This is a genomic window from Mesorhizobium sp. P160219 (assembly GCF_057786095.1).
This window is the reverse complement of the sequence record NZ_JBYNWG010000001.1, coordinates 4,980,236-5,003,342: the sequence shown is the minus strand read 5'-3', so window position 1 is coordinate 5,003,342 and position 23,107 is coordinate 4,980,236. Positions and strand designations below refer to the sequence as shown.

Sequence of the window (23,107 nt, the reverse complement as noted above, 5' to 3'; positions counted from 1 at the left end):
GTTCGATATCAGGCCCGGGTGCGGCGGCGTTCGCGGCGGGCTTCGCTGGTCTCGGCGGTGTTTTCCGTCGCCACCTTGTTGCGCATCGGACCGATGCGCTCGAGGATCGCCGCGACGGTCGGGCGTTCGGATTTGGTGTGCGCGTCGAGCGCCTTGCGCATGGCGGCAAGGTGCTGGAACGAGGTGCCGCAGCAGCCGCCGATGATCTTCGCGCCGCCATCCACCGCCAGCCGGACATAGTCGGCCATCAGCTCCGGCGTGCCGGAATAATGGATCTCGGTGCCACGAAATTCGGGAATGCCGCAATTGCCCTTGACGATCACCGTCGCTTCCGGCTTCGCCTCGGTCATGTCGAGCAGCGAGGCCAGGATGTCGGAGGCGCCGACACCGCAATTGGCGCCGACACCGAGCGGCGTCTCTGAAAGTCCGTCGGCGACGCCGTGGATATCCCTGGGCAGCAGGCCCATCATGGTGCGGCCGGCAGTGTCGAAGGAGCCGGTATAGGTGTAGGGCAGGCCGACGCGGATGGCGGCTTGCGCCGCGGCGCGGATCTCGTCCGGCGCCGACATGGTCTCGATCCAGGCGACTTCGGCGCCGCCTTCCTTCAAGCCTTCGATCTGTTCGGCGAAGGCCTCGACCGCCTCGTCATAGGTCATGGCGCCGAGCGGCACCAGCAACTCGCCGGTCGGCCCGACCGAGCCGGCGACGATGACTTTCCTGCCGGCCTTGTCGGCGACCGCCCGGGCAATCTCTGCGGCGCGCTTGTTCAGCGCATGCACGCGGTCCTGCGCATGGTGCAGCTTCAGCCGGTGGCGCGTGCCGCCGAACGAGTTGGTGAGAATGATATCGGCGCCGGCGTCGACGAAATTCTGGTGCAGGCTGGTGATGGTGTCGGGCGCCGTCTCGTTCAGCAACTCCGGCGCTTCGCCGGCCTCCAGACCCATGGCGAACAGATTGGTGCCGGTGGCGCCATCGGCGAGCAGCACGCCCTTTTCGGCCACCAGAGCATCGATGGGATTGTTCGCGGTCATCGGATCGGCTTTCAGGTTTTTTGAATGGAATAAGGATATAAAGAAGTCTTTATGTCCAGTCAATGTGTTTGCAACCGGCAATGCCGCGCGGCGCACCTTTCCGGGGCGTTGGCGATCAGGCAGAACCCGATGGAAATGACGCGCCGGCCAGATTGCGCGCGTAGGCGGCGGCCTCATGCGGGTTGATGTCGGCGGCCCGGATCAGATTGTCGAAATGCTGGGTCAGCGCCTGGACCGGCTGGGTGGCATTCAGCACCACATACATGTCGCCGACATAGATGGCGGCGCGATAGGGACCGAAGATTGTCAGCGGGATCGAATAGCGCATGCGGCCGTCATAGAGGAACAGCCGGAAGGTGGGGTAGAGATCGTCAAGCAGCGTCGCCATATGGGCAAGCTGCTGCCGGCGGTCGGCCTCGGGAAAGCGGTCCCAGACGCCCAGGCCGCGGGCGAAAATCTCCAGCGTGTGGCGCGGCATGCAGACCTCCATGTCGGTCTCAGGGCGCCGGTTGTACTCGATGCGGTACTGCGTCTCGCTCGCCTGAGCGAGGCGGCTGCGGTTGGTGATGTTGGCTTCGTAGTCAACCAGCTGGCGTGTGCGCAGGAGATCGGGAATGCCGGCCGGCACATAGCGGATCTTGGTGCCTGCGGCCTCGGCGAACCATTTGGCGAGCAGCGTGCGGTCGAAGCCGTCGGGCGCCTCTTCGATCTCCAGGCTTTCGCGGATTTCGCCGGTGACGCCTTCATCCTGGGAGAGGCCGAGCAGCCAGTCCAGCGAGATCTTGAATTCGGCGGCGATGTTGAGCAGCGTTTCGGCGCGTGGCAGGCGCGTCGAGGCGCCGGACATCAGTTGCGACAGCGCCGACCGGTCGATGCCGACTGCTGACGCGAAGGCCGACTGGTTGAGATCGGACCGTGTCAGGAGCAGCTTCAGGCGCTCCCGGAAGATTGCCGAAAGGTCCCGTTTGTCCACTGTTCGTTCTCCGCGCTCTCTTAGGAAAAATTTGCGCCCGAGCCGTCGAATCAGCACTTCCAGCGTAAATGAATCCGTAGGGTTGTTTACAATGTATAACATCTGCGGTCAAAAATGCGCAATCGCAACATTTTGTACACTTTGTCTCGTTGAGCGGAATCGCTTCTCCTGACACTATGCTGTCAGGAACCAATTCCGGCGACTGAGGGGCAGTGGTCGATAGCATGACAGGCAAGCGCATCAAGCGACGCGACGCAGCGGCCATCGAGTGGCCGACCGTGGTCCTCGCTTTCTTCTGTTACGGAATGTGGCTCGCTGCCGGGCTCCTGCTCTGGCCCTCTTATCCGATCCCGGCACTTCTTCTCCTCGGCTTCGTCCTGGCCTTGCAGTCGTCGATCATGCACGAAGTGCTGCATGGCCATCCGACGCGCAGCGCGCTCATCAACGAAGCCTTCGTCTTCCTGCCGATCGGCCTGGTCTGGCCGTTCCGTCGCTTCAAGACGCTTCATTTGCGCCACCACGCCGACGAGCGCCTGACCGATCCGCTCGACGATCCCGAGAGCTATTACCAGGCGCTGTGGATGCATGATGATCTGCCGCCGACGATGAAATTCCTGCTCAAGATAAACAACACCATGGCCGGCCGTTTCTTTCTCGGCCCTTGGCTGTCCTGCATCGGTTTCTTCGTCGACGACGCCAGGCATGTGATTGCCGGCGACAAGGCGATCGGCAAGGCATGGCTGCTGCATGCGATCGGCCTCGCCATCGTAGTGCCGATCGTGCAGTTCGGCTTCGGCATTCCCGTATGGCTCTACATTCTGGTGCCGGTCTGGCTCGGCCAGTCGCTGATCGCGGTCCGGACTTTCGCCGAACATCAGTGGTCCGAGCACCCTGAAGGACGCACGGTGATCATCGAGCGCTCGCCGCTGTCGTTCCTGTTCCTCAACAACAATCTGCACTTCGTTCACCACAAGACCCCGACCGTTGCCTGGTACAGGCTGCCAAAACTGTTTGCCGACCGCCGCGACGAGTGGCTGCGGATGAACAATGGCTACGCCTATCCGAACTATTTCGCACTGATCAAAGCCTACGCCTTCAAGGCCAAGGAGCCGATCGTGCACCCGGTGCTGCGCCGCCGGCCCGAGCCGGGCAGGGCGTTCAAGCCGCGCATCAGGGCGCGCAGCATCAGCGGGCTTGGCAGCGCGCCGGTTCCGGCCGAGCCGCCGAAGGAATAATCCTCGGACTTCCCGAACCCGTGTCGGCCAATTCTGATTGGACGCCGCGTTTTTGCGATCCTTTCCCGAGCCATGATGATTGAGTGTCGGCATGAGTGATTTGGTTGCGGCATTGCCGATGTATGACTGGCCCGAAGTGCGCGGCGAGGTCGACGCGCAATGGGCAGCGTTGCGCGATGCTTTTCGGCACAAGGGCGTCGATGGGCCGCAGACAATCGTGCGCCGCAATGGCGACCTGCCGCCGGTGCCGGGCGGTATCCGGGACGCCGAGGGCAGACTGATCGCGCCCGATCCGGCGATACTGCCGCCGGACGAACTCGACCATCACCAGCTTTGGCTGCATCCGGCGCTGCTGTTCGCGCAGACCTGCTGGGGGCCGATGGAACTCGGACTGAACAAGCATGTGCAGGTGGTCGGCCAGCCGAGCTACGACGCTTACGAAGGCGGCCAGGGCGAACTCTATTCCAGCGCGCTGGTGATGCGGACGGGCGAGGGATCGGAAGTTCGCTCGCCCGCGGATGGCAAAGCCTTGCTGCCGCTCGATCTGATGCGTGGCAAGCGTTTTACCTACAACAGCCTCGATTCGATGTCGGGCATCATCGCGCTGACGCGCGACCTGCAGGCCGCCGGCGAGAGCCTGGATATCTTTTCCTCGCGCAGCGAGAGCGGTGGCCATCGCGGCTCGATCGTCGCGGTCGCCGAGGGCAAGGCGGATATAGCTGCCATCGACTGCGAAAGCTGGGCGCTGGCGCAGCGTTTCGAACCTGCGGCAAACGCCGTGAAGGTCGTCGGCTGGACGGCAAGGCGCAAAGGCCTGCCCTACATCACCGCCAGGACGACGCCGGAAAAGACGCTCAAGGCTCTGCGCGAGGCGCTTGCCGGATCAGCCGAGCAGCCTCGTATCCAACGGGTAGGTTGAAAGCTGCTCGTTACCGGTCGCGGTGATCAGGATCTGTTCCTCGATCTTGACGCCCTCATGGCCGCCGAGACGGCCGATATAGCTTTCCACGCACAGGACCATTCCCGGCTCCAGCACGCCGTCGGGCGTGTCCGGCGTCCAGTCCCTTGCATGCGGCAGGGTCGGGTACTCGTCGGCCAGGCCGACGCCGTGATAGAGCACGCCGTAGCGCGCCGGGAAGCAATCTCCCGGCGGCACCACCGAGCGTTCGACCAGGTCGCGGAAGGATATGCCGGGCTGCATCAATTGCGTGTTGTGGGCGATCTGGTCGGCGGCGATGTGGAAGAGGTCCCGTTGCTCGTTCGATGGTCTCGCATCGCCGCAAAGCCAGGTGCGCGAGAGATCGGCGCAGAAGCCGTAGGGGCCGATCAGGTCGGTGTCGAAGGCGACGAGGTCGCCTGCTTCGATCACGCGCGATGAGCATTCCTGGAACCACGGATTGGTGCGCGGCCCCGAGGCCAGCAGCCGGGTCTCGATCCATTCGCCGCCGCGCGCAATGTTGCCGCGGTGCAGTTCCGCCCATAATTCGTTTTCGGAAATGCCCGGCTTCAACGCCGCTTCCATCTCGCCCATCGCCGCCTCGCAGGCGACGATGGCGCGGCGCATGGCGAGGATCTCGTCCGGCGATTTGATCAGCCGCGCATTTTCCATCACCGCTTCGCCATTGCCGATCGAAATGCCGAGCCGGGCGAGTTCCTCGACGCCTTCCGGGTTGATGTGGTCGACCGCAATGCGGCTGTTGCCGCCGCCATGCTCCTTGACCAGATCGGCGATGCCGGCCGCCCAGCGGCGGACTTTGTGCTCGGTCAGCTCACCGCCATAGAGGTACATCCACGACACTGCCGGCCGCACCTCGTCAACGACGCCGGAATGGTCGGACAGATGCTCGCAGGAGAAATAGTCGAACAGCACCACGGGTCCCTCAGTGGCGATGAAGCAGTGGCGGGTCGGATTGTGCGCGACCCACAGCTGCATGTTGGTCGAATCGGTGGCGTAGCGGATGTTGACGGGGTCGTAGAGCAGCGCGCCGGCGTAGTTTCGGCGCTTCAGTTCGGCTCGGATGCGCTCGAGCCGGTATTGGCGCATAGCGGCAAAATCGGGCGCGGCGATGCCTGCCGCTTGCCATTCGGTTTCAGCCAGCGCGCCATAGCCCAGCACATGCTGGTTCAGCGACGCCGCTTTCTGGCGCGAGGCGTCGCGCAAGGCTTCGACGGAGCCCGGCTCGAACGGCATGATCTTGCGGTGACGGCCGAACCCTTGTTTCTCCACCCGACGCCTCCCTGCCGACTTACTGTGGCGCTGCGCCCGCGGCCGCTTTCTTCAGCCGCGTGACCGTCAGCGTGCGGGTGGGCGGCTCGCTGTCGAACAGCATCGGAACGACCAGCTGCTGCGGCGAGCCGTCAGCGACATAGCCGGCCTCGCTCAAGGCCCGCAGGATGCCCTCGGGAGGTTCCTTGTCATTGGCCATCACGAGCACCGCCGGCTCGATCAGCAAATGGCCTAAGTCCGGCATCTCGTCGTCGAGCACGACCAGATCGGGATCGACAAGACGCAGATTTCCCACCCAGTGCCAGCTCGATATCGCCGTGCGAACCGGACCGTTTGCCGTCAGCTGGCCATAGAGCGACTGGTAGTCGACACGCACAATGCTGCCACGGCTGTCGCCGCCATTGAGGTGCGTGTACCAGGTCACCGGCAGCACGAGGATGGCAAGCGTTGCGCCTACAAAGACGACGACGTCCTGCACCTTCCTTCCCTTGTCGCCTCTGGCATCCATCCGCAAGGCCAGCGCGACCGGCAGCAACACAAGGATGGGAAGCATCCAGCGATCGCGAAATTGCGTCGTCCCGCTCGCCAGGACGAGCACGATGGTCATCGCCAGGGCAAAAGCGATGGTGCGCCACACCAGTTTCTCGGTCCATGGCGCCGGTTGCAGCGCGGGCGCCGGCTTTTTCCATGCGATGAGCAAAGCCGCGACGAATATGCCGGCCGGCAACACGGCGAAATACAGGATAGCCTTGCCCAGTCCGCGCATTCCGTAGAATGCGGTTTGTATGGCGCTTTCTCCTCTGCCCATGCCGAAGCCGCCGCTGTGCGACAGCAACTGGTCGGTGTAGGTCAGGTTCCAGTAGAGCGTCGGCAGGCAAAGCAGCACCGCCACGACAAGGCTGATCGAAAACCGGCGGTTGAGGATGACGCCGCGCGTTTCGCGCAGCGACAGGGTGGACAGCATCAGCGCGCCGAGAAAGATCGCGTTGTTGTATTTCGACAGGATGGCGGCGGCCATCGCCACGCCAAACAGCACATAGGTGGCCAGCGAACGCCGCTGCACCAGTTCGACGAGCGCAAGAAACAGCACCACTGAAAAACAGAAAGCGGCGATCGAGTGGGTGAGGGCGTGCTGCATCTCCCACACCATCTGCGGAAACAACAGCAGGCCGAACAATGCGGCGGCGCCAGCGCGGCTGGAATAGCCCAGGCGGCGGACAGCGATGAAAACCGACGCCAGCGCCGCTCCGATCAGCAGGTACTTCACGATCTTGAGCGCCAGGATGTTCGTTCCGACCACGACGGCGACGAGGCGGGCAAGCCAGGTGTAGAGCGGCGGCTGCGAGCCGCCATAGCCAGCCCAGAGGTAGTGCATGTACATCAGCTGTTCGGAATCGTCTACGCCGACACCGGTTCCTACGACATGGGACAGCAGCGCCATCACCACGATCTGGACGACGCAATAGACCGCGACGCAGACCAGTGCGGCGTTGAAGGGACCGACCTTGCCTTCGCCGAGCCAGTCCGTCCATTTCTCTAGATACTGCAAGGGGATCGTCTTCTCATCGAGGGAAAATGCCTGCGGCCAACTGCCGAAGGCCCCTTACACGATCTCACGCTCCCTGTCGCCTTTTCAGGTCCGCATCTTCTCGCCGCTGGGGTCGAAGGGCGCCTCGACATTGATGCGCGCCGGACGCCGGTGGCCGAGGATCTCGATCTCGAACAGTCCGGCACTTTCGTCCTCGGCGAGTGCCGCCGGCACATAGCCCTGCGCCATCGACTTCTGCACATAGTGCGCATAACCGCCCGAGGTGACCCAGCCGACCACGCGCCAGTCGCCGTCGACGATGCCGCGCACGGCGGAAGCGCCTTCGGCAGCCTTCGAGCCACGCACGTCCTTGCCTGCCGTATCGAAGCGTGGCGCGCCATAGCCATGCGGCTTTTCCACCGTGCCATAGTCCTTGCCGACCTTGGCCCAGATCGGCTCGTCGCCCATGACATCGGCGTCGGCCGCATCGACGATGAAGGAGACACGGCGCAGTTTCGGCCCTTCCGCCTGTTCCTTGGCGGCGGCTTCGCGGCCGATGAAGTCGTTCTTCTCCAGCTTGATGAAACGGTCCATCGCGCCTTCGAACGGGCCGTAGATCGGGCGCAACTCGCGGTACCAGGTCGGGAAGTTCTTCTCCAGGCGCATGGAGAGCAAAGCGCGCATGCCGAAATCGACGAGACCGAACTCCTCGCCGGCGTCCTTGATCGCCTTGTAGACCAGACGCTCATAGGCCGGCGCCATCCAGATTTCATAGCCGAGATCGCCGGTATAGGTGATGCGGTTGACCATGCAGGGCGCGCCGCCGACCGCCATTTCGCGGAAATCCATGAAGCGAAACGCCTTGGTCGAGATGTCGACATCGACCAGCTTCTGCAAGAGGTCGCGCGATTTCGGACCGGCGATCGACAGGCCGACGAGCGTCTGATCGAAGCGGTGGATGCGCACCGAACCATCCTTCGGCAGATGCTTCTCGAACCAGCGCATGTGGTACTTCTGCGCGGCGGACGAACCCCAGATCATAAATCTGTCTTCGCCTGCCTTGGCGATGGTGAAGTCGCCGATCAGCTTGCCGAATTCGTTGATCATCGGCGTCAGCACGATGCGGCCGATCTTCGGCATGCGGTTGGTCATCAGCCGGTTGAGGAAATCCTCAGCCGCAGGTCCCGACACTTCGTATTTGGCGAAGTTGGCGATTTCGGTGACGCCGACGCGTTCGCGCGTGGCGCGCACTTCCTCGCCGATAGGACCGAAATCGTTTGAGCGGTGGAAGGAGACGACGTCCTTCGGCTCCTTGCCCTTCGGCGCGAACCACAGCGGGGTCTCCAGGCCCCAGCTATCGCCCATGACGGCGTTGTTGGCGAGCATCGTGTCATAGAGCGGGGTGGTTTGTGCAGGGCGCGCAGCCGGCAGCTCTTCATTGGGGAAGCGGATGGAGAAGCGGCGCGAATAGTTTTCGCGCACCTTTGCGTTGGTGTAGCGCAGGCCGGCCCACTCGCCGAAGCGGGCGACATCCATGCCCCAGACGTCGAAGCCGGGATCGCCATGCACCATCCAGTTGGACAGCGCGAGGCCGACGCCGCCGCCCTGGCTGAAGCCGGCCATGACGGCGCAGGCGCACCAGAAATTGGTCAGGCCCTGCACCGGCCCGACCAGCGGATTTCCGTCGAGCGCGAAGGTGAAGGGGCCGTTGATGATCTGCTTGATGCCGGCTTTCTCGATGCCGGGGAAATGCTTGAAGCCGATCTCCAGCGACGGCGCGATGCGGTCGAGGTCGGGCGGCAGCAGTTCATGGCCGAAATCCCACGGCGTGTTGACCGGCGACCATGGCTTGCAGGCCTTTTCATAGGTGCCGAGCAGGATGCCGTTGCGCTCTTGTCGGGTGTAGATCTCGCCCTTGAAGTCAAGCACGCCGATCATCTCGCGGCCGGTCGATTTGTTGAACTCTTCGACCTCGGGCATCGGCTCGGTGAGCAGGTACATGTGCTCCATGGCCAGCACCGGCAGTTCGACGCCGACCATGCGGCCGATCTCGCGCGCCCACAGGCCGCCGCAGTTGACGACATGCTCGGCGTGGACGGTGCCCTGTTCGGTGACGACGTTCCAGGTGCCGTCAACTTCCTGCGTCAAGTCGACGACGCGGTTGCGCAGCACGATCTCGGCGCCCAGCTTCTTGGCCGCCTTGGAGTAGGCGATCGTCGTGCCGGAGGGATCGAGATGGCCTTCGACCGGATCCCACATGGCGCCGACGAAATTGGTCTCGTCCATCAGCGGGAACATCGCCTTGGCTTCGGAGGGCGTGATCAGCTCGGTGTCCATGCCGAGATAGCGGCCCTTGGCGTGGGCCAGGCGCAGAAAATCCATGCGCTCGGGCGTATCGGCCATCATCACGCCGCCGGTCAGATGCAGCGAGCAGGACTGGCCGGAGATTTCCTCGATCTCCTTGTAGAGCTGCACCGTATAGGCCTGCAGCTTGGCGACGTTGGGATCGCCGTTCAGCGTGTGGAAGCCGCCGGCTGCGTGCCAGGACGAGCCGGAGGTGAGCTCGGAACGCTCGATCAGCATGATGTCGGTCCAGCCGGCCTTGGCCAGGTGGTAGAGCACCGAGCAGCCAACGACGCCGCCGCCAATGACAACCGCTTTAACGTGAGATTTCATGAGAGATAGGTCCGTTTTTGCGTAAATTGAATCAGGTGTGTCGGTTGGCAGGATGCCGCCAGTTGCTTGCCGATCAAAAATCGGTCGGCGCGCCGCCTTCGGCCGTGCGCTTTTCGACGAAGTCGTTGAGCTCTTCGCGGATCGCCGGGTCCATATAGGGTTCCTCGTAGGATGCCAGCCGCTCCTTCCAGACCTTGTTGGCCTTTTCCAGCGCGGTCGGCGATCCGGCTTCGGCCCAGGTCTCGAAATTGCGCCAGTCGGAGAGGATGGGCGAGTAGAAGGCTGTCTTGTAGCGGTCCTGCGTGTGCTGGGTGCCGAAGAAATGGCCGCCGGGGCCGACCGACTGGATGGCGTCGAAGCCGAGCGCTTCGTCGGACAGGTCGAGCGGGGTGAGGAACTCGGCCACCATCTGCAACAGGTCGATGTCCAGCATGGTCTTCTCGTAGGAACAGCGCAGGCCGCCTTCGAGCCAGCCGGCGCCGTGCATCATCAGATTGCCGCCGCCCTGGATGGCGCCCCACAGCGAGAACACGCTTTCATAGGCTGCCTGCGCGTCGACGGTGTTGGCGGCGCAGGTATTGGAGGTGCGGTAGGGGATCTTGTAACGGCGGGCAAGCTGGCCGCCGACAAGCTGCGCCTTCATATATTCAGGCGTGCCGAAGGCCGGCGAGCCTGACTTCATGTCGACATTCGAGGTGAAGCCGCCATAGCCAACCGGCGCGCCCTTTCTCACCATCTGGGCAAAGGCGATGCCGGACAGCGCCTCGGCATTTTGCTGCACCAGCGCACCGGCGATGGTCACCGGCGCCATCGCGCCGGACAGGGTGAAGGGCGTGATGACGACGACCTGACCCTTGCTCGACATCTGGATGATGCCTTCCATCATCGGCACATCCAGTTTCAGCGGCGAATTGGTGTTGATGATGGTGAAGACGGACGGCTCTTCGAGCATCTGCTCATGGCTGATGCCGCGGGCGATCCTGGCGATCTCGATGCCGTCGACATTGCGCTCCTTGCCGAGCGAATAGATGTGGAACACCTTGTCGGTCAGCGTGGCGAGGTCGCGGATGCATTCGAGGTGGCGCACGGAAGGATGGATGTCGGTCGGCTCGACCGGATAACCGCCGGTGCAGTTCAGGATGTTGTGCATCTGTGCCAGGCGCAGGAAGTTGCGGTAGTCCTGCTGGTTGCCCGGACGGCGGCCGCGATCGAGGTCGGAGCAGTTCGGTGCCGACGCCATCATCGACAGGATCACATTGTTGCCGCCGAAGCGCACATTGTGCGCCGGGTTGCGGGCATGGAGCGTGAATTCCGACGGGCAGTTGGAGATGAGATCGAGGATCATGTCGCTGTCGAAGCGCACGCGCTCGCTGCCCTCGCGGACATCGGCGCCGTTTTCCTTCATCATGCGGCGCGCTTCGTCATGCAGCACGTCGACGCCTATTTCCCTCAAGACGCGCAGCGAGGCGAGGTGGATCGATTCCAGCTCGTCGTCAGAGACCAGCTTGGTCGGCGTTAGCGGATTTCTCAGTTGCCGAAAAGCCGGCTGTTCGAAGGCGGCCGAGCCGCCGGCGCGCTTGCCCGCACGGCCACCGCGACGGGCCCGGTCAGTTGCCAAAGGCGGTTCGGCTGGATGCAGGGCGGCGGTCATGATGGTCCTCGTACGATGCTGGTAGCGGGCGGCATAATGGACCGGCGGCTGTCCGGCCATTGCGGAGGCGGCGACCACTAGGACGAGGGAAGCGACATGCCCGAACGGCAGTCCGATAGTTGACAACCTTGCCGGGGATTAGCGGACAGGACGCGCCCACTGCGGCTCTTGGCGCAAGGGGATTTCAGGCGCGGCCCTTCCTTTCCTAAATCGAACCGCTAGCTCAGTGGTTTGCCGCTGGATGGGCCGGCAATTCATGTGGAAGGCATCATGGCTGCGACCGGTTCGAGCGATGGCGAAGCGGGGACGCAATGGGCGGCGCTTGCCGGCGTAACTGCCGCCCTCGCGATGTTCGGTGCGGCGCAAGGGCTGAGCTCGCCGCTGTTTACGCTGCTGATGCAGAAGCAAGGCATGTCGCCGGCGCTGATCGGCTTGTCGGCAGCGATGATGCCGCTTGGCCTGATCCTTTCGGCCTCGTTCGTGCCCGCAGCCATTCGGCTGGTCGGCGCGCGCAACCTGGCTGTGGGTTGCTCATTGATTGGGGCGCTGTGCTTCCTCGGCATCGGCTACCTGCAGGACTGGGTGGGCTGGTTCGTCATCCGCTTCATCATCGGTATCGTCATCAACCCGCTCTATATACTGGGCGAAGTATGGGCGCTGTCGCTGGCGCCGCCGTCGCGCCGCGGCAGGGTGATGGGGGCATTCAACACCGTGCTGGGCGCTGGCTATGCTGCGGGGCCTTTGGTCCTGACCGCGGTAGGGATATCGGGCTGGGTTCCTTTCCTGGTCGGCATGGCCGGCTTCATCCTGTGCGCCGCGATCCTTCGTGCTGTTTCCTCAAGCCTCGCCGGCTTCGAGGATGACGGCCAATTGCCCGGCGGCTTTTTCGGTTTCGCCAGGCTGGCGCCGGCGCTGTTGTTTGCCGTGCTGGTTTCGGCGGCGGTCCAGCAGGGCACCTACGCATTGATGCCGGTCTTCGGTGCTGCCTATGGCCTGCCCGAAAGGACGCTGGCGGCCCTGGTGATGGCACTGTCGCTGGGAAACATCTTCCTGCAAATCCCGCTCGGCCTGCTGGCCGAGCGTTTCGGCGGGCGGGCGATGATCATCTTCTGTGCGTTGGCGACAACGACCTGCGCGGTTTTGCTGCCGTTGCTGATCACGACGCCGGCGATCTGGCTCGTCCTTCTCGTCATGGGAGCGGTCGGCTATGGCGTCTACACCATGGCGCTGGTGGAGCTCGGCAGCCGCTTCAAGGGAACCGTGCTGGTCGCCGGTAACGCCGCCTTTGCCTTGATGTGGGGCGCCGGCGGCATTGTCGGCCCGCCCGGCGCCGGTGCGCTGATGCAGGTCATCGGTCCGCTCGGCCTGCCGGTGGTGATCGCCGGACTCGACGCGCTGCTGGTGAGCTTCGCGCTTTACCGATCGTTCAAGCGCCAAACTCCTGACAGGCCCAAAAACTCCTGACAGGCCCAAACTCATGACAGGCCTTGTCTGGAGCAAACGGTTTTTACCGGGGCGGGGCTTACCCGCGTCGGACAGAAAAGCTAGTCCTGAGCCTGGTTTAGGTGCCAATGATGAACCTGGCGGAAGCTGACAACGAGAAGATGCAGTGGGCGGCGATCAGCGGCGTGATCGCGACCGTCTCGGTGTTCGCCATCGCGCAAGGCCTGTCCTATCCGCTGCTGAGCTTCATTCTGCAACGCCAAGGCGTTTCGCCGGCCATCATCGGGCTCTCGGCGGCAATGACGCCGATCGGCTTCATTGTCTCGTCGCCGCTGATCCCGGCACTGGCGCGCCGGTTCGGGGCAGGGCGCACCGCGCTTACCTGCGCGGCGCTTTCGGCTATTGTGCTTGCGCTGATCGGCTGGACCCAGAATGTCTATCTGTGGTTTCCGCTGCGCTTCTTGATCGGGGTGGTGACCAACCCGCTCTATGTCTTGAGCGAAATCTGGGTCATTGCACTGGCGCCGCCATCGCGCCGCGGTCGCGTCATGGGTGTCTATTCAACCATCATCTCGGCCGGCTTCGCTGCCGGGCCGCTCTGCCTGCTCGTTGTCGGCACCGTGGGATGGCCGCCATTCCTGGTGGGGATCGCCGCCTTCATCTTCTGCGGCGCCTGCCTGGCGCTGGTGCTGCCGCAACTGCCGAAGGTCGACGAAGCCGGGCGCAGGGTTTCGGTCATGGGCTTCATGCCACTGGCATGGCTATTGCTGTCGGCGGTGGTCGTTGCCGCCGGTTTCGAACAGGGCGTGCTGGCGCTGCTGCCGGTCTACGGCACGCACTATGGCATCGCGGAAGCGCGCATGTCGGCGCTGCTGTCGGTGATGATCGCAGGCAACATCGCCATGCAGGTGCCGCTCGGCTTGCTGGCGGAACGGCTGACGGCGCGTCTGGTGCGATTCATCTGCGTCGTGGTGACGGTGCTGGGCTGCGCCCTGTTGCCGCTGCTCATCGAGACGCCGCTGATCTGGCCTTGCGTCTTTATCTGGGGCGCGGTCTCCTATGGCATCTACACCATGTCGATCATCGAGCTCGGCGAGCGCTTTACCGGCTCGGCGCTGGTCGCCGGCAATGCCGCCTTCTCCCTGATGTGGGGCATCGGCGGCATCGTGGTGCCGCCGCTGGCGGGTGGCGTCATGGATGTGATCGGCGCCTCCGGTCTGCCGATCACGCTGGGCGCGATTTGTCTGGCACTGGCTGTGGCCACGGTCCTGCGCCGGCGGATGGTTTGACGCATTCCCCCGATGACCTGACGTACCATCTTGAATAAAACCGCTTGCAACGCGATGTAGGCAGGGCTGCCCGCCACTAGCCTGGAGACCATGCGTGACCCAATCGACGACAAAACGCCAGACGGATGCCACCGCGGAGGACAAGTTCCTCTGGCTGGAGGACCGGACCAGCAAGGAATCGCTCGACTGGGTGCATCGCCAGAACCAGATCACCGTGGCCGAACTACAGGGCGATCCGTCCTACCAGGCGGCCTTCGAGACGGCGCTCGACCTGATGACGGCCGAGGACAACATTGCGGTCGGTGCCGCGCTCAACGGCCAAGTCTATAATTTCTGGCAGGACAAGACCAATGTGCTCGGCCTCTGGCGCCGCACGACGGTTGCTTCCTACAAGACCGAGAAGCCTGTGTGGGAGACGATCATCGACTTCGACGTGCTGTCGGCCAAGGAGGGGGTGAAGTGGGTGTTCAGCGGCGCCAGCCGCCTTTACCCCGATTTCAACCTTTGCCTGGTGGCGATGTCGCCGGATGGCGGCGATGCGAGCGAGATGCGCGAATTCGACATCGAGACCAAATCATTCATCGAGGGCGGCTTCCGCGCTCCCGCCTCGAAATCCGGCTTTTCCTGGCTGGACAGGGACACGGTCATTGTCTCGGCTGCCTTCGATGAAGACGACAAGACCCAGTCCGGTTATCCGCGCGTCGTCAAGCTGTGGAAGCGCGGCACCCGGTTGGAGGAGGCGACGCCGATCTTCGAGGCCGAGAAGCAGGATCTCGCGGCCGGCGCGGGGGTCGAGCATGATGGCGACAGGCAGTATTTGTTTCTGGCCCGCACGATCGCCTTCTTCTCCTCGCACAGTTTTCTGCGCCTGCCGTCGGGCGAAAACCGGCGCATCCCGCTGCCGGACGATGTCACCGACACCGCGCTGTTCAAGGGCCGGTTCGTGTTCGGGGTGCGCAGCCCATGGACGGCGCCGGGCGGCACTGAGTGCTTGCCGGACGGCCTCTATTCCTTCGATTTCGAACACTGGATGGACACCGGCGACCTGGGCCCTGTTGAAACCATGCTCGCGCCAGCGCACCGTGTTTCGGTCGCCGGCATTGCCCGCACTCAGGACCGGCTGTTCATCAATCTGATGGACAATGTGCGCGGCAAGGTCGTTGTCGCCGAGCGCAGCGGCGACCGCTGGTCGCTGAAGCCGGTGGCGCTGCCCGAGAACGGCAATGTCGGCATCGCGCATGCCGAGCATTTCGGTTCCAGCGTCTCCTTCTCCTTCACCGATTTCCTGACGCCGAGTTCGATCATCTGGTCGGACGATGACGGGGTGACGCTGGCCACCGTGAAATCGCAGCCGGCGCGGTTCGACGCCGCGCCGCTGGTCTCGGAACAGTTCGAGGCGCGCTCGAAGGACGGCACCATGATCCCGTATTTCGTCGTCAGGCGGCGCGACCAGAAGGGTCCGGTACCGACGCTTCTCTATGGTTATGGCGGCTTCGAAATACCGCTGCTGCCCGGCTATGCCGGCGTGCGCGGCAGGCTGTGGCTGGAGAAGGGCAATGCCTATGTGCAGGCCTGCATTCGCGGCGGCGGCGAGTTTGGGCCGGCCTGGCATCAGGCGGCGCTGAAGGGCAATCGCCAGACTGCCTTCGACGATTTCGCCGCGGTGGCGCAGGACGTCGTCAGGCGCGGCATAGCCACGGCTGCTTCCCTCGGCATCCAGGGCGGCTCGAATGGCGGCCTGCTTACCGGCGTTTCCCTGACGCAGCATCCCGAACTGTTCGGCGCCGTCATCATCGAGGTGCCGCTGCTCGACATGCTGCGCTACACCGAACTGCCGCCAGGCGCCTCGTGGATCGGCGAATATGGCGATCCGGCAAAACCGGAAGAAGCCAAGTGGCTCGCCGCCTATTCGCCGTACCATCATGTCTCGGCCGATGCCGTCTATCCCCCGGTGCTGCTCACGACATCGACCGCCGACGACCGCGTCCATCCCGGCCACGCCCGCAAGATGGCGGCGAAGCTGCAGGAAGCAGGTCACGGCAAGACGTTGTTCTTCGAGGAGACGGAAGGCGGCCATGGCGGTCGCGGCGACCGCCGGCCGCAAGCGGCGCAAACCGCCATGAAATACGTGTTCCTGCAAAGGGTATTGAGCGGCACCGCTTGAATTCCGGGCCTCGGGCGGCATAGACTGCCGCCATGGTCTACATGAGCACATCCGGCGCCTTCGGGGTCGCGGTGACACCGTCGCCGCGCACGCTGCGCGCCGAACTGCTCAGGCTGTGCGCCCGCATCGGCTATTCGCCGCCCGCCGTCCTCTGACGAAGTCGCCCCGGCAGCTTGCCGGTTTGATTCCAGAGGAAAGAGCAAACCCATGACTTACCAGAATTATTCGCTGAAGCAGCTTCAGCAGATTGACGCCGCGCATCATCTGCATCCCTTCACCGACCACAAGGAATTGCGCGAGACCGGCTCGCGCATCATCACCCACGCCAACGGCCCGTTCATCTACGATGCCGACGGCACCGAAATACTCGACGGCATGGCCGGGCTGTGGTGCGTCAATGTCGGCTATGGCCGCGACGAGCTGGCCGACGCCGCTTACGCGCAGATGAAGGAATTGCCCTACTATAATTCCTTCTTCAAATGCTCGACGCCGACGCCCGTGCTGCTGTCGAAGAAGCTGGCCGAGCTGGCGCCCAAGGGCATCGCCCAGGTGTTTTACGGCTCCTCCGGCTCGGAGGCCAACGACACGGCGCTGCGGCTCGTGCGCCACTATTGGGTGCTGGAAGGCAAACCGGAGAAGAACCGCATCATCTCGCGCAAGTCGGCCTATCACGGCTCGACCGTCGCCGGCACGTCGCTCGGCGGCATGGATTTGATGCACAAGCAGCTCGGCGGGGCGGTTCCCAACATCGTCCATGTGATGATGCCCTATGCCTATGAGTTGGCGCTGCCTGGCGAAAGCGACCATGATTTCGGCCTGCGCGCGGCCAAGGCGGTCGAGGATGCCATTCTGGAGGCCGGCGCCGACAAGGTGGCTGCCTTCATCGGCGAGCCGGTGATGGGAGCGGGCGGGGTGAAAATACCGCCGATGAGCTATTGGCCGGAAGTGCAGCGCATCTGCCGCAAATACGATGTGCTTTTGATGCTGGACGAGGTCATCACCGGCTATGGCCGCACCGGCGAATGGTTTGCGGCGCAGACCTTCGGCATCGAGCCCGACACCATCACCACGGCCAAGGCACTGACCTCGGGCTATCAGCCGCTGTCGGCGCTGCTGGTCGGCGACCGTATCGCGGCGACGCTGGTCGAAAAGGGCGGCGAATTCTACCACGGCTATACCTATTCGGGTCACCCGGTGGCCTGCGCGGTGGCGCTGAAGAATCTCGAGATCATGGAGCGAGAAGGCCTGGTCGACAGGGTCAGGAACGACACTGGACCTTACTTCGCCCAGGCGCTGCAGGAGCGCATTGCCGGCCACGAACTGGTCGGCGAGGTGCGATCGATCGGGCTGATGGGCGCGGTCGAGATCGTCAAGGACAAGGCGACCAAGGAGCGCTTCCTGCCGGCGGGCAGTGCCGCCGTCACCGTCCGCGACCACGCCATCGCGCAAGGCCTGATGCTGCGCGCCACCGGCGACACGATGATCCTGTCGCCGCCGCTGATCTGGACCCGCGCGACGATCGACATGGCTTGCGATCGCATCGCCAAAGCGCTGGATCTGGCGCAAGCGGATTTGCGCAAGAAGTAGATGGAACGACAGCCGGACGCCTTGCAATCAGGGCGCCCGGACTGTGCGCCTGCTTATCGTCAGGGTCGAAGGGGTCAGCGCACCGATCGTGCTGGTCAATGAAGACCATCAGGCAATTCCGAACGCTGCAATCGGAATATAATTCAGATCGAACAGTATAGGACTGCAAAACGCAAAAACCGCGCTCCATCGGAACGCGGCTTTGCCAGATACGCATGGCATTTCGCCAACAATACACTTGCGAAACTTACGGGCTCCGGTACGCGAGACCTGATCCGGAGCGCCGGGCGGATGCGATATGTCCGCCTCGCTATCCGTTATATAGGCACATCGTTACCGCCGGGTTATCGAGAGCTTAAGCAAATCTAAATTTGCAATTTTTCCGCGCAATAAAAATCGAGAAAAGCGCTGCCAAATTCGAAACTTATAGAGAACTGCCGCGAAGGAAATTTATGATGCCGGAAAAATCCGATCCGCCATTTCCCTGGGCGTTGAACAGCGCATAAAGCTGGGCCGCTTCGGCCCCCATTGGCGTCACCGCGCCGGCGCTTTGGGCCGCCTCCTGCGCCAGTTTCAGGTCCTTCAGCATGAGTGCCGCGGCAAAGCCCGGTTTGTAGTCGCGGTTGGCGGGTGAGGCCGGCACGGGACCCGGCACCGGGCAATAGGTGGTCAGCGACCAGCACTGGCCCGACGAAGTCGAGGCAACGTCGAACAGGGCCTGATGCGAGAGGCCGAGCTTTTCGGCCAGCACGAAGGCCTCTGCGACGCCGATCATCGAAATGCCGAGCATCATGTTGTTGCAGATTTTGGCTGCCTGACCGGCGCCGTCGTCACCGCAATGGACGATGCGGCCTGCCATCGGCTTCAGGACCGGTTCGGCCTTGGCGAAGGCATCCTTGGCGCCGCCGGCCATGAAGGTCAGCGTTCCCGCAGCAGCACCGCCGGTGCCGCCGGAGACGGGGGCGTCGATCGAATGCAGCCCGTGCTTCCTTGCTACGGCATGCGCCTTGCGGGCCGACTCGACATCGATGGTCGAGGAATCAATGAACAGGGCGCCTGGTTTGGCCTTGGGTGCGATGTCCTCGTAGACCGAGAGCACGTGCTTGCCGGCGGGAAGCATGGTGATCACGACATCGACGTCCTTCACCGCGGCAACAGCATTAGCCATGACGGTGACACCATGCTCGCGCGCGACGGTCAGGTTCTCCGGCATCAGGTCGAAGCCATGTACCGTATGACCCGCCTTGACCAGATTGGCGGCCATAGGATTGCCCATATTACCCAAGCCGATGAAGGCGACAGTGGTCATAGTGGTGCTCCATGATGAGTAGGCAGTAGGCAGTAGGCAGTAGGCAGTAGGCAGTAGGCAGTAGGCAGTAGGCAGTAGGCAGTAGGCAGTAGGCAGTAGGCAGTAGGCAGTAGGGCGACCTATTCGGGTGCGAGTTTGAGAATAAGTTGGCGAAGCATTTTTCCGATGGCCTCGGCCGCCAGAAGCAGGTGCTCAGCTTGCCCATGCGTGGCAACGCCAATGCGTTGAGCGATTTGGAGGTGTGTCTCGAACTCCTTAAGCGAGCCTTGGGCTATCCTGAGAAATTGCTGATAGGAGCCTCGGTTGTCTCGGCCATAGCCTTCCGCGATGTTTGCAGGGATAGAGGTTGCTGAACGGCGGATTTGGCTGGTCAGCCCATATAATTCCTCTTTGGGCCATGTCTTGGTCAATGAGTAGGTGCTGATAGCCAGATCCATCGCCTGCTGCCATACGATAAGATCCTTGTACGAGTTGACCTTGCCGGTCATCTTTGCCTACTGCCTACTGCCTACTGCCTACTGCCTACTGCCGTCCGATCAACGCCCGCGCGATGATGACGCGCATGATCTCGTTGGTGCCTTCGAGGATCTGGTGGACGCGCAGGTCGCGCACCAGTTTTTCGATACCGTAATCATGAAGATAGCCATAACCGCCATGCAGCTGCAGCGCCTCGTTGGCGACGTTGAAGCCGATGTCGGTGACGAAGCGCTTGGCCATGGCCGACCATTTGCCGGCATCCGACGCCTTGCGGTCGAGTTTCGAGGCGGCGGCGTAGAGAAAGATCCGCGCTGCCTGCAATTCGGTCTCCATGTCGGCCAACCTGAACTGCAGCGCCTGGAACTGGTTGATCTTCGAGCCGAAAGCCTTGCGCTCGGCGGTATAGGACAGCGCCTTGTCGAGCGCAGATTGCGCGCCGCCGAGCGAACAGGCAGCGATATTGAGGCGGCCGCCGTCAAGGCCGGCCATGGCGATGCCGAAACCTGCGCCTTCCCCCGACAGCAGGTTTGCAGCCGGCACCTTGCAGTCCTCGAAGATCACCTGGCGGGTCGACTGCATGTGCCAGCCCATCTTGTGCTCGTTGGCGCCGAAGGACAGGCCGGGCGCATCCTTCGGCACGACGAAGGTGGAAATGCCCTTCGGCCCGTCGGCGCCGGTGCGCGCCATGACGACATAGAGGTCGCTGTCGCCGGCCCCGGAGATGAACTGCTTGGCGCCGTTAAGCACATAGTCGTCGCCGCTCTTCACCGCGCGCGTCTTCAGCGCCGCGGCATCCGAGCCTGAGCCCGGCTCGGTCAGGCAGTAGCTCGCCAGCCATTCCATCGAGGTCAGCTTCGGCAGGAAGCGTTGGCGCTGCTCGTCGTCGCCGAAGCGGTCGATCATCGACGCCGCCATATTGTGGATCGAGATGAAGGAGGAAAACGCCGGATCGGCGTGCGACAGTGCCTCGAAGATCAGCACGGCGTCGAGCCGGCCGAGCGCCGAGCCGCCGACATCGTCCCTGACATAGATGCCGCCGAGGCCGAGCGGGCCGGTCTCGCGGATTACATCGGCGGGAAAGTGTCTTGCCCGGTCCCATTCGAGCGCATTGGGCGCAACGCGATCGGCGGCGAAGGCCTGTGCCATCTCCTGGATGGCGCGCTGCTCCTCATTGAGTTCGAACTGACTGGTGCTCGCATCGACCGCGGCGTCCATGGCGTGCTCCCTGTGTTTCCCCAGCTGGGGTTGGCTTGCTGGCCTGTTGTTTTTGGCTTTGCGCGCCGCTCAATCTAGACCAATGATGCCGCCGCGCAACCCGGCTCGCCGCGCAGCCGCTGTGCATGAATGGATCAACGGAGCATTGCGTGCCGACATATTTCGACGAATTGCTCGACCGCTTCCATGCCTATCTCCGGGGCGTGGACAACGCGCTGGTGCGGGACGCCGTGACCCGGATCGGCTGGAATATGACGGCGCGCGTGCTCGAAGCGCATCCGCTGCCTTGCCTTGGTCTGCTCGACCGCATTGTCAAACTGGCGCCGCCGGCCCCGCAGCCTCTGGTGCAACTGCTGGCGGAGCGTCGTGACGATCTGTGCTGGGGGCAGACCTACAACGCGAGCGATTTTGGTGAAGCGTTCTTGCAGAACTACGGCTGGCTGGAGGTGTTTGGCACGCGCGGCCATTTCGCCAATGAAGAGGTCGCGGCCGGATTGCTGATCCTGGGGCCCGGCATCACCTATCCCGACCATCATCACATTGCCGAGGAGATCTACATTCCGCTGACCGGCGGCACCGAGTGGCGCATGGGCGAAGGCGGCTTTCACACCCGCCAGGCGGGCGAAATTATCCATCACGCCTCCAATGTCAGCCATGCCATGCGCACCGGCAGCGAAGCGTTGCTGGCGCTCTACATCTGGCGCGGCGGGCCGCTGGCGCAGAAATCGACCGTTTCCGGCGCGCAGGGCAGGGGCTGAGCATGGCCAAGGCGATCATGCTGCAAGGCACGGGTTCGGATGTCGGCAAGACGGTGCTGGTGGCGGGGCTCTGCCGCGCGGCCAGGAATCGCGGGCTGAAAGTCAGGCCGTTCAAGCCGCAGAACATGTCGAACAATGCCGCCGTCGCCGACATTCCGGGCGACAACCGCCCCGGCGGCGGCGAGATTGGCCGTGGGCAATGGCTGCAAGCGCTGGCGTGTGGTGTTCGGCCGACCGTGCATATGAATCCGGTGCTGCTCAAACCCCAGAGCGACATCGGTTCGCAGGTGATCGTGCAAGGCAAGGTGTTCGGCGAGGCGCGAGCGCGCGACTACCAGACAATGAAAGCGGGGCTGATGGACGCCGTGCTGGAGTCCTGGACGAAGGTCGGTGAGGGCGCCGATCTGGTCGTCGTCGAGGGCGCCGGATCGCCGGCCGAAATCAACCTGCGCAGCCGCGACATCGCCAATATGGGCTTTGCCACACGCGCCGACGTGCCGGTGATTCTGGTCGGCGACATCGACCGCGGTGGCGTCATCGCTTCGGTCGCCGGCACGCATCTGATCCTGCCGGAGGAAGACAGGCGCATGATCGTCGGCTACCTCATCAATAAGTTCCGCGGCGATGTCTCGCTGTTCGACGACGGCATCCGGTCGATCGAAAGCTTCACCGGCTGGCGCTGCTTTGGCGTCGTGCCGTGGCTGAAGGCGGCGGCGCGATTGCCGTCCGAGGATTCGGTCGTGCTCGAACGCCTGACGTCGGGCGAGAAGCGGGCGTTGAAGGTCGCCGTGCCGATGCTGTCGCGCATCGCCAATTTCGACGATCTCGATCCGCTCAAGGCCGAACCGCAGGTCGAAGTGGTGTTCGTGCCGCCGGGGCAGCGCTTGCCGGAGAATGCCGGCCTGGTGGTCATTCCCGGTTCCAAATCGACGATCGGCGATCTCATGAAGTTCCGCGAGAATGGCTGGGATCGCGATCTCCTCGCGCACCGCAAACGCGGCGGCCATGTCGTCGGTATCTGCGGCGGTTTCCAGATGCTCGGCCGCCTGGTGCGCGATCCCGATGGCATCGAGGGCAGTGTCACCGAGGCCGAGGGACTCGGCCTGCTCGACATCGAGACGGTAATGGAACCGGAAAAGACGGTGCGCAATGTCAGCGCCCGCTCAGTGCCGTTCGGCCTGGCGCTCGAGGGCTACGAAATTCATCTCGGCCGCACCACCGGGCCGGACATGGCGCGGCCGTCGGCTGTGATCAACGGCATCGACGACGGTGCGATTTCCGCCGACGGCAAGGTTTTTGGCACCTATCTGCACGGCCTGTTTTCCGCCGACGCTTTCCGGGCGAGATTCCTGGAAAGCCTCGGCGTGAAAGGCGGCGGCATCGACTATCGCGCGGACGTGGAAAAAGCGCTGGACGAGATCGCCACCGAGCTGGAGCGCCATCTCGATTGCGATGCGATTTTTGGGTTAGCAAGGTAGGACCGTCCACCGTTTCGCCATCCTCGGGTCTGCGCGTCCGCTTCGTTTCCACTCCGTGGATGTCGA

General features: G+C 63.4%; 18 protein-coding genes. 9 read left to right on the top strand and 9 right to left on the bottom strand.

Annotated elements, in window-relative coordinates:
• Nucleotides 1-8: 8 nt before the first annotated feature.
• Nucleotides 9-1,031 carry a betaine--homocysteine S-methyltransferase gene (gene bmt / locus AC3EMP_RS24305; RefSeq protein WP_352713377.1) on the bottom strand — a complete coding sequence of 341 codons (1,023 nt, stop codon included), beginning with the start codon at nt 1,029-1,031 and terminating at the stop codon, nt 9-11.
• A gap of 115 nt (nt 1,032-1,146) precedes the next feature.
• Nucleotides 1,147-2,004, bottom strand: coding sequence for a helix-turn-helix domain-containing protein (locus tag AC3EMP_RS24300; RefSeq protein ID WP_023681768.1), 858 nt, complete (start codon nt 2,002-2,004; stop codon nt 1,147-1,149).
• Between the two features lie 224 nt (nt 2,005-2,228).
• Between AC3EMP_RS24300 and AC3EMP_RS24295 the strand changes: the two genes are divergently transcribed.
• Both AC3EMP_RS24295 and AC3EMP_RS24290 read left to right on the top strand, forming a co-directional pair.
• Nucleotides 2,229-3,239: a fatty acid desaturase gene (locus tag AC3EMP_RS24295; protein WP_031249048.1), complete on the top strand. Its 1,011-nt coding sequence runs from the start codon at nt 2,229-2,231 to the stop codon at nt 3,237-3,239.
• A 91-nt stretch (nt 3,240-3,330) separates the two neighbouring features.
• The gene (locus AC3EMP_RS24290; protein WP_352713373.1) at nt 3,331-4,158 is read left to right on the top strand and encodes a phosphate/phosphite/phosphonate ABC transporter substrate-binding protein; all 828 of its coding nucleotides are present in this window, start codon (nt 3,331-3,333) and stop codon (nt 4,156-4,158) included.
• Here the strand turns inward: AC3EMP_RS24290 and AC3EMP_RS24285 are convergent.
• From AC3EMP_RS24285 to AC3EMP_RS24270, 4 genes are all read right to left on the bottom strand, one after another.
• Nucleotides 4,123-5,430 (bottom strand): M24 family metallopeptidase, encoded by a 1,308-nt coding sequence (locus AC3EMP_RS24285; RefSeq protein ID WP_352713405.1) that lies wholly within the window; start codon nt 5,428-5,430, stop codon nt 4,123-4,125. The genes AC3EMP_RS24290 and AC3EMP_RS24285 overlap by 36 nt on opposite strands.
• A 55-nt stretch (nt 5,431-5,485) precedes the next feature.
• A complete protein-coding gene (locus tag AC3EMP_RS24280) occupies nt 5,486-7,015 on the bottom strand; it encodes an ArnT family glycosyltransferase (RefSeq protein WP_352713370.1) in 1,530 nt (509 codons plus the stop codon).
• An 84-nt stretch (nt 7,016-7,099) separates the two neighbouring features.
• Nucleotides 7,100-9,670 (bottom strand): GcvT family protein, encoded by a 2,571-nt coding sequence (locus AC3EMP_RS24275; protein WP_352713368.1) that lies wholly within the window; start codon nt 9,668-9,670, stop codon nt 7,100-7,102.
• A 73-nt stretch (nt 9,671-9,743) separates the two neighbouring features.
• Nucleotides 9,744-11,321, bottom strand: a complete 1,578-nt coding sequence (locus tag AC3EMP_RS24270; RefSeq protein ID WP_023753424.1) for a trimethylamine methyltransferase family protein — start codon at nt 11,319-11,321, stop codon at nt 9,744-9,746.
• Between the two features lie 270 nt (nt 11,322-11,591).
• Between AC3EMP_RS24270 and AC3EMP_RS24265 the strand changes: the two genes are divergently transcribed.
• The 5 genes from AC3EMP_RS24265 (at nt 11,592) to AC3EMP_RS24245 (ending at nt 17,804) form a co-directional block, all read left to right on the top strand.
• Nucleotides 11,592-12,785 (top strand): MFS transporter, encoded by a 1,194-nt coding sequence (locus AC3EMP_RS24265; RefSeq protein ID WP_352713365.1) that lies wholly within the window; start codon nt 11,592-11,594, stop codon nt 12,783-12,785.
• Between the two features lie 110 nt (nt 12,786-12,895).
• Entirely contained in the window at nt 12,896-14,053 is a 1,158-nt protein-coding gene (locus tag AC3EMP_RS24260; protein WP_023730703.1) for an MFS transporter, read from the top strand.
• Nucleotides 14,054-14,147: 94 nt separating this feature from the next.
• Nucleotides 14,148-16,217, top strand: a complete 2,070-nt coding sequence (locus AC3EMP_RS24255; protein ID WP_023823065.1) for a prolyl oligopeptidase family serine peptidase — start codon at nt 14,148-14,150, stop codon at nt 16,215-16,217.
• A 32-nt stretch (nt 16,218-16,249) separates the two neighbouring features.
• On the top strand, nt 16,250-16,372 hold the full coding sequence (locus AC3EMP_RS24250; RefSeq protein WP_023670422.1) for a hypothetical protein: 123 nt from the start codon (nt 16,250-16,252) through the stop codon (nt 16,370-16,372).
• Between the two features lie 52 nt (nt 16,373-16,424).
• Nucleotides 16,425-17,804 (top strand): aspartate aminotransferase family protein, encoded by a 1,380-nt coding sequence (locus AC3EMP_RS24245; RefSeq protein ID WP_023706071.1) that lies wholly within the window; start codon nt 16,425-16,427, stop codon nt 17,802-17,804.
• A gap of 424 nt (nt 17,805-18,228) precedes the next feature.
• On the opposite strand, the gene mmsB is transcribed toward AC3EMP_RS24245, so the two are convergent.
• The 3 genes from mmsB to AC3EMP_RS24230 all read right to left on the bottom strand — a co-directional run bounded on the left by mmsB (nt 18,229) and on the right by AC3EMP_RS24230 (nt 20,805).
• Complete coding sequence (gene mmsB / locus AC3EMP_RS24240; RefSeq protein ID WP_023688136.1) at nt 18,229-19,113, bottom strand: 3-hydroxyisobutyrate dehydrogenase; 885 nt, start codon at nt 19,111-19,113, stop codon at nt 18,229-18,231.
• 119 nt (nt 19,114-19,232) lie between these two features.
• A complete protein-coding gene (locus AC3EMP_RS24235; protein ID WP_023688137.1) occupies nt 19,233-19,601 on the bottom strand; it encodes a four helix bundle protein in 369 nt (122 codons plus the stop codon).
• Nucleotides 19,602-19,635: 34 nt separating this feature from the next.
• On the bottom strand, nt 19,636-20,805 hold the full coding sequence (locus tag AC3EMP_RS24230; RefSeq protein ID WP_023833830.1) for an isobutyryl-CoA dehydrogenase: 1,170 nt from the start codon (nt 20,803-20,805) through the stop codon (nt 19,636-19,638).
• A 149-nt stretch (nt 20,806-20,954) separates the two neighbouring features.
• Here AC3EMP_RS24230 and AC3EMP_RS24225 point away from each other — a divergent pair, with 149 nt between their 5' ends.
• Together AC3EMP_RS24225 and AC3EMP_RS24220 are read left to right on the top strand one after the other, a co-directional pair.
• Nucleotides 20,955-21,563, top strand: a complete 609-nt coding sequence (locus AC3EMP_RS24225; protein WP_352514122.1) for a dimethylsulfonioproprionate lyase family protein — start codon at nt 20,955-20,957, stop codon at nt 21,561-21,563.
• A 2-nt stretch (nt 21,564-21,565) separates the two neighbouring features.
• Complete coding sequence (locus AC3EMP_RS24220) at nt 21,566-23,041, top strand: cobyric acid synthase (protein ID WP_352711560.1); 1,476 nt, start codon at nt 21,566-21,568, stop codon at nt 23,039-23,041.
• The last annotated feature ends 66 nt before the right edge of the window (nt 23,042-23,107 follow it).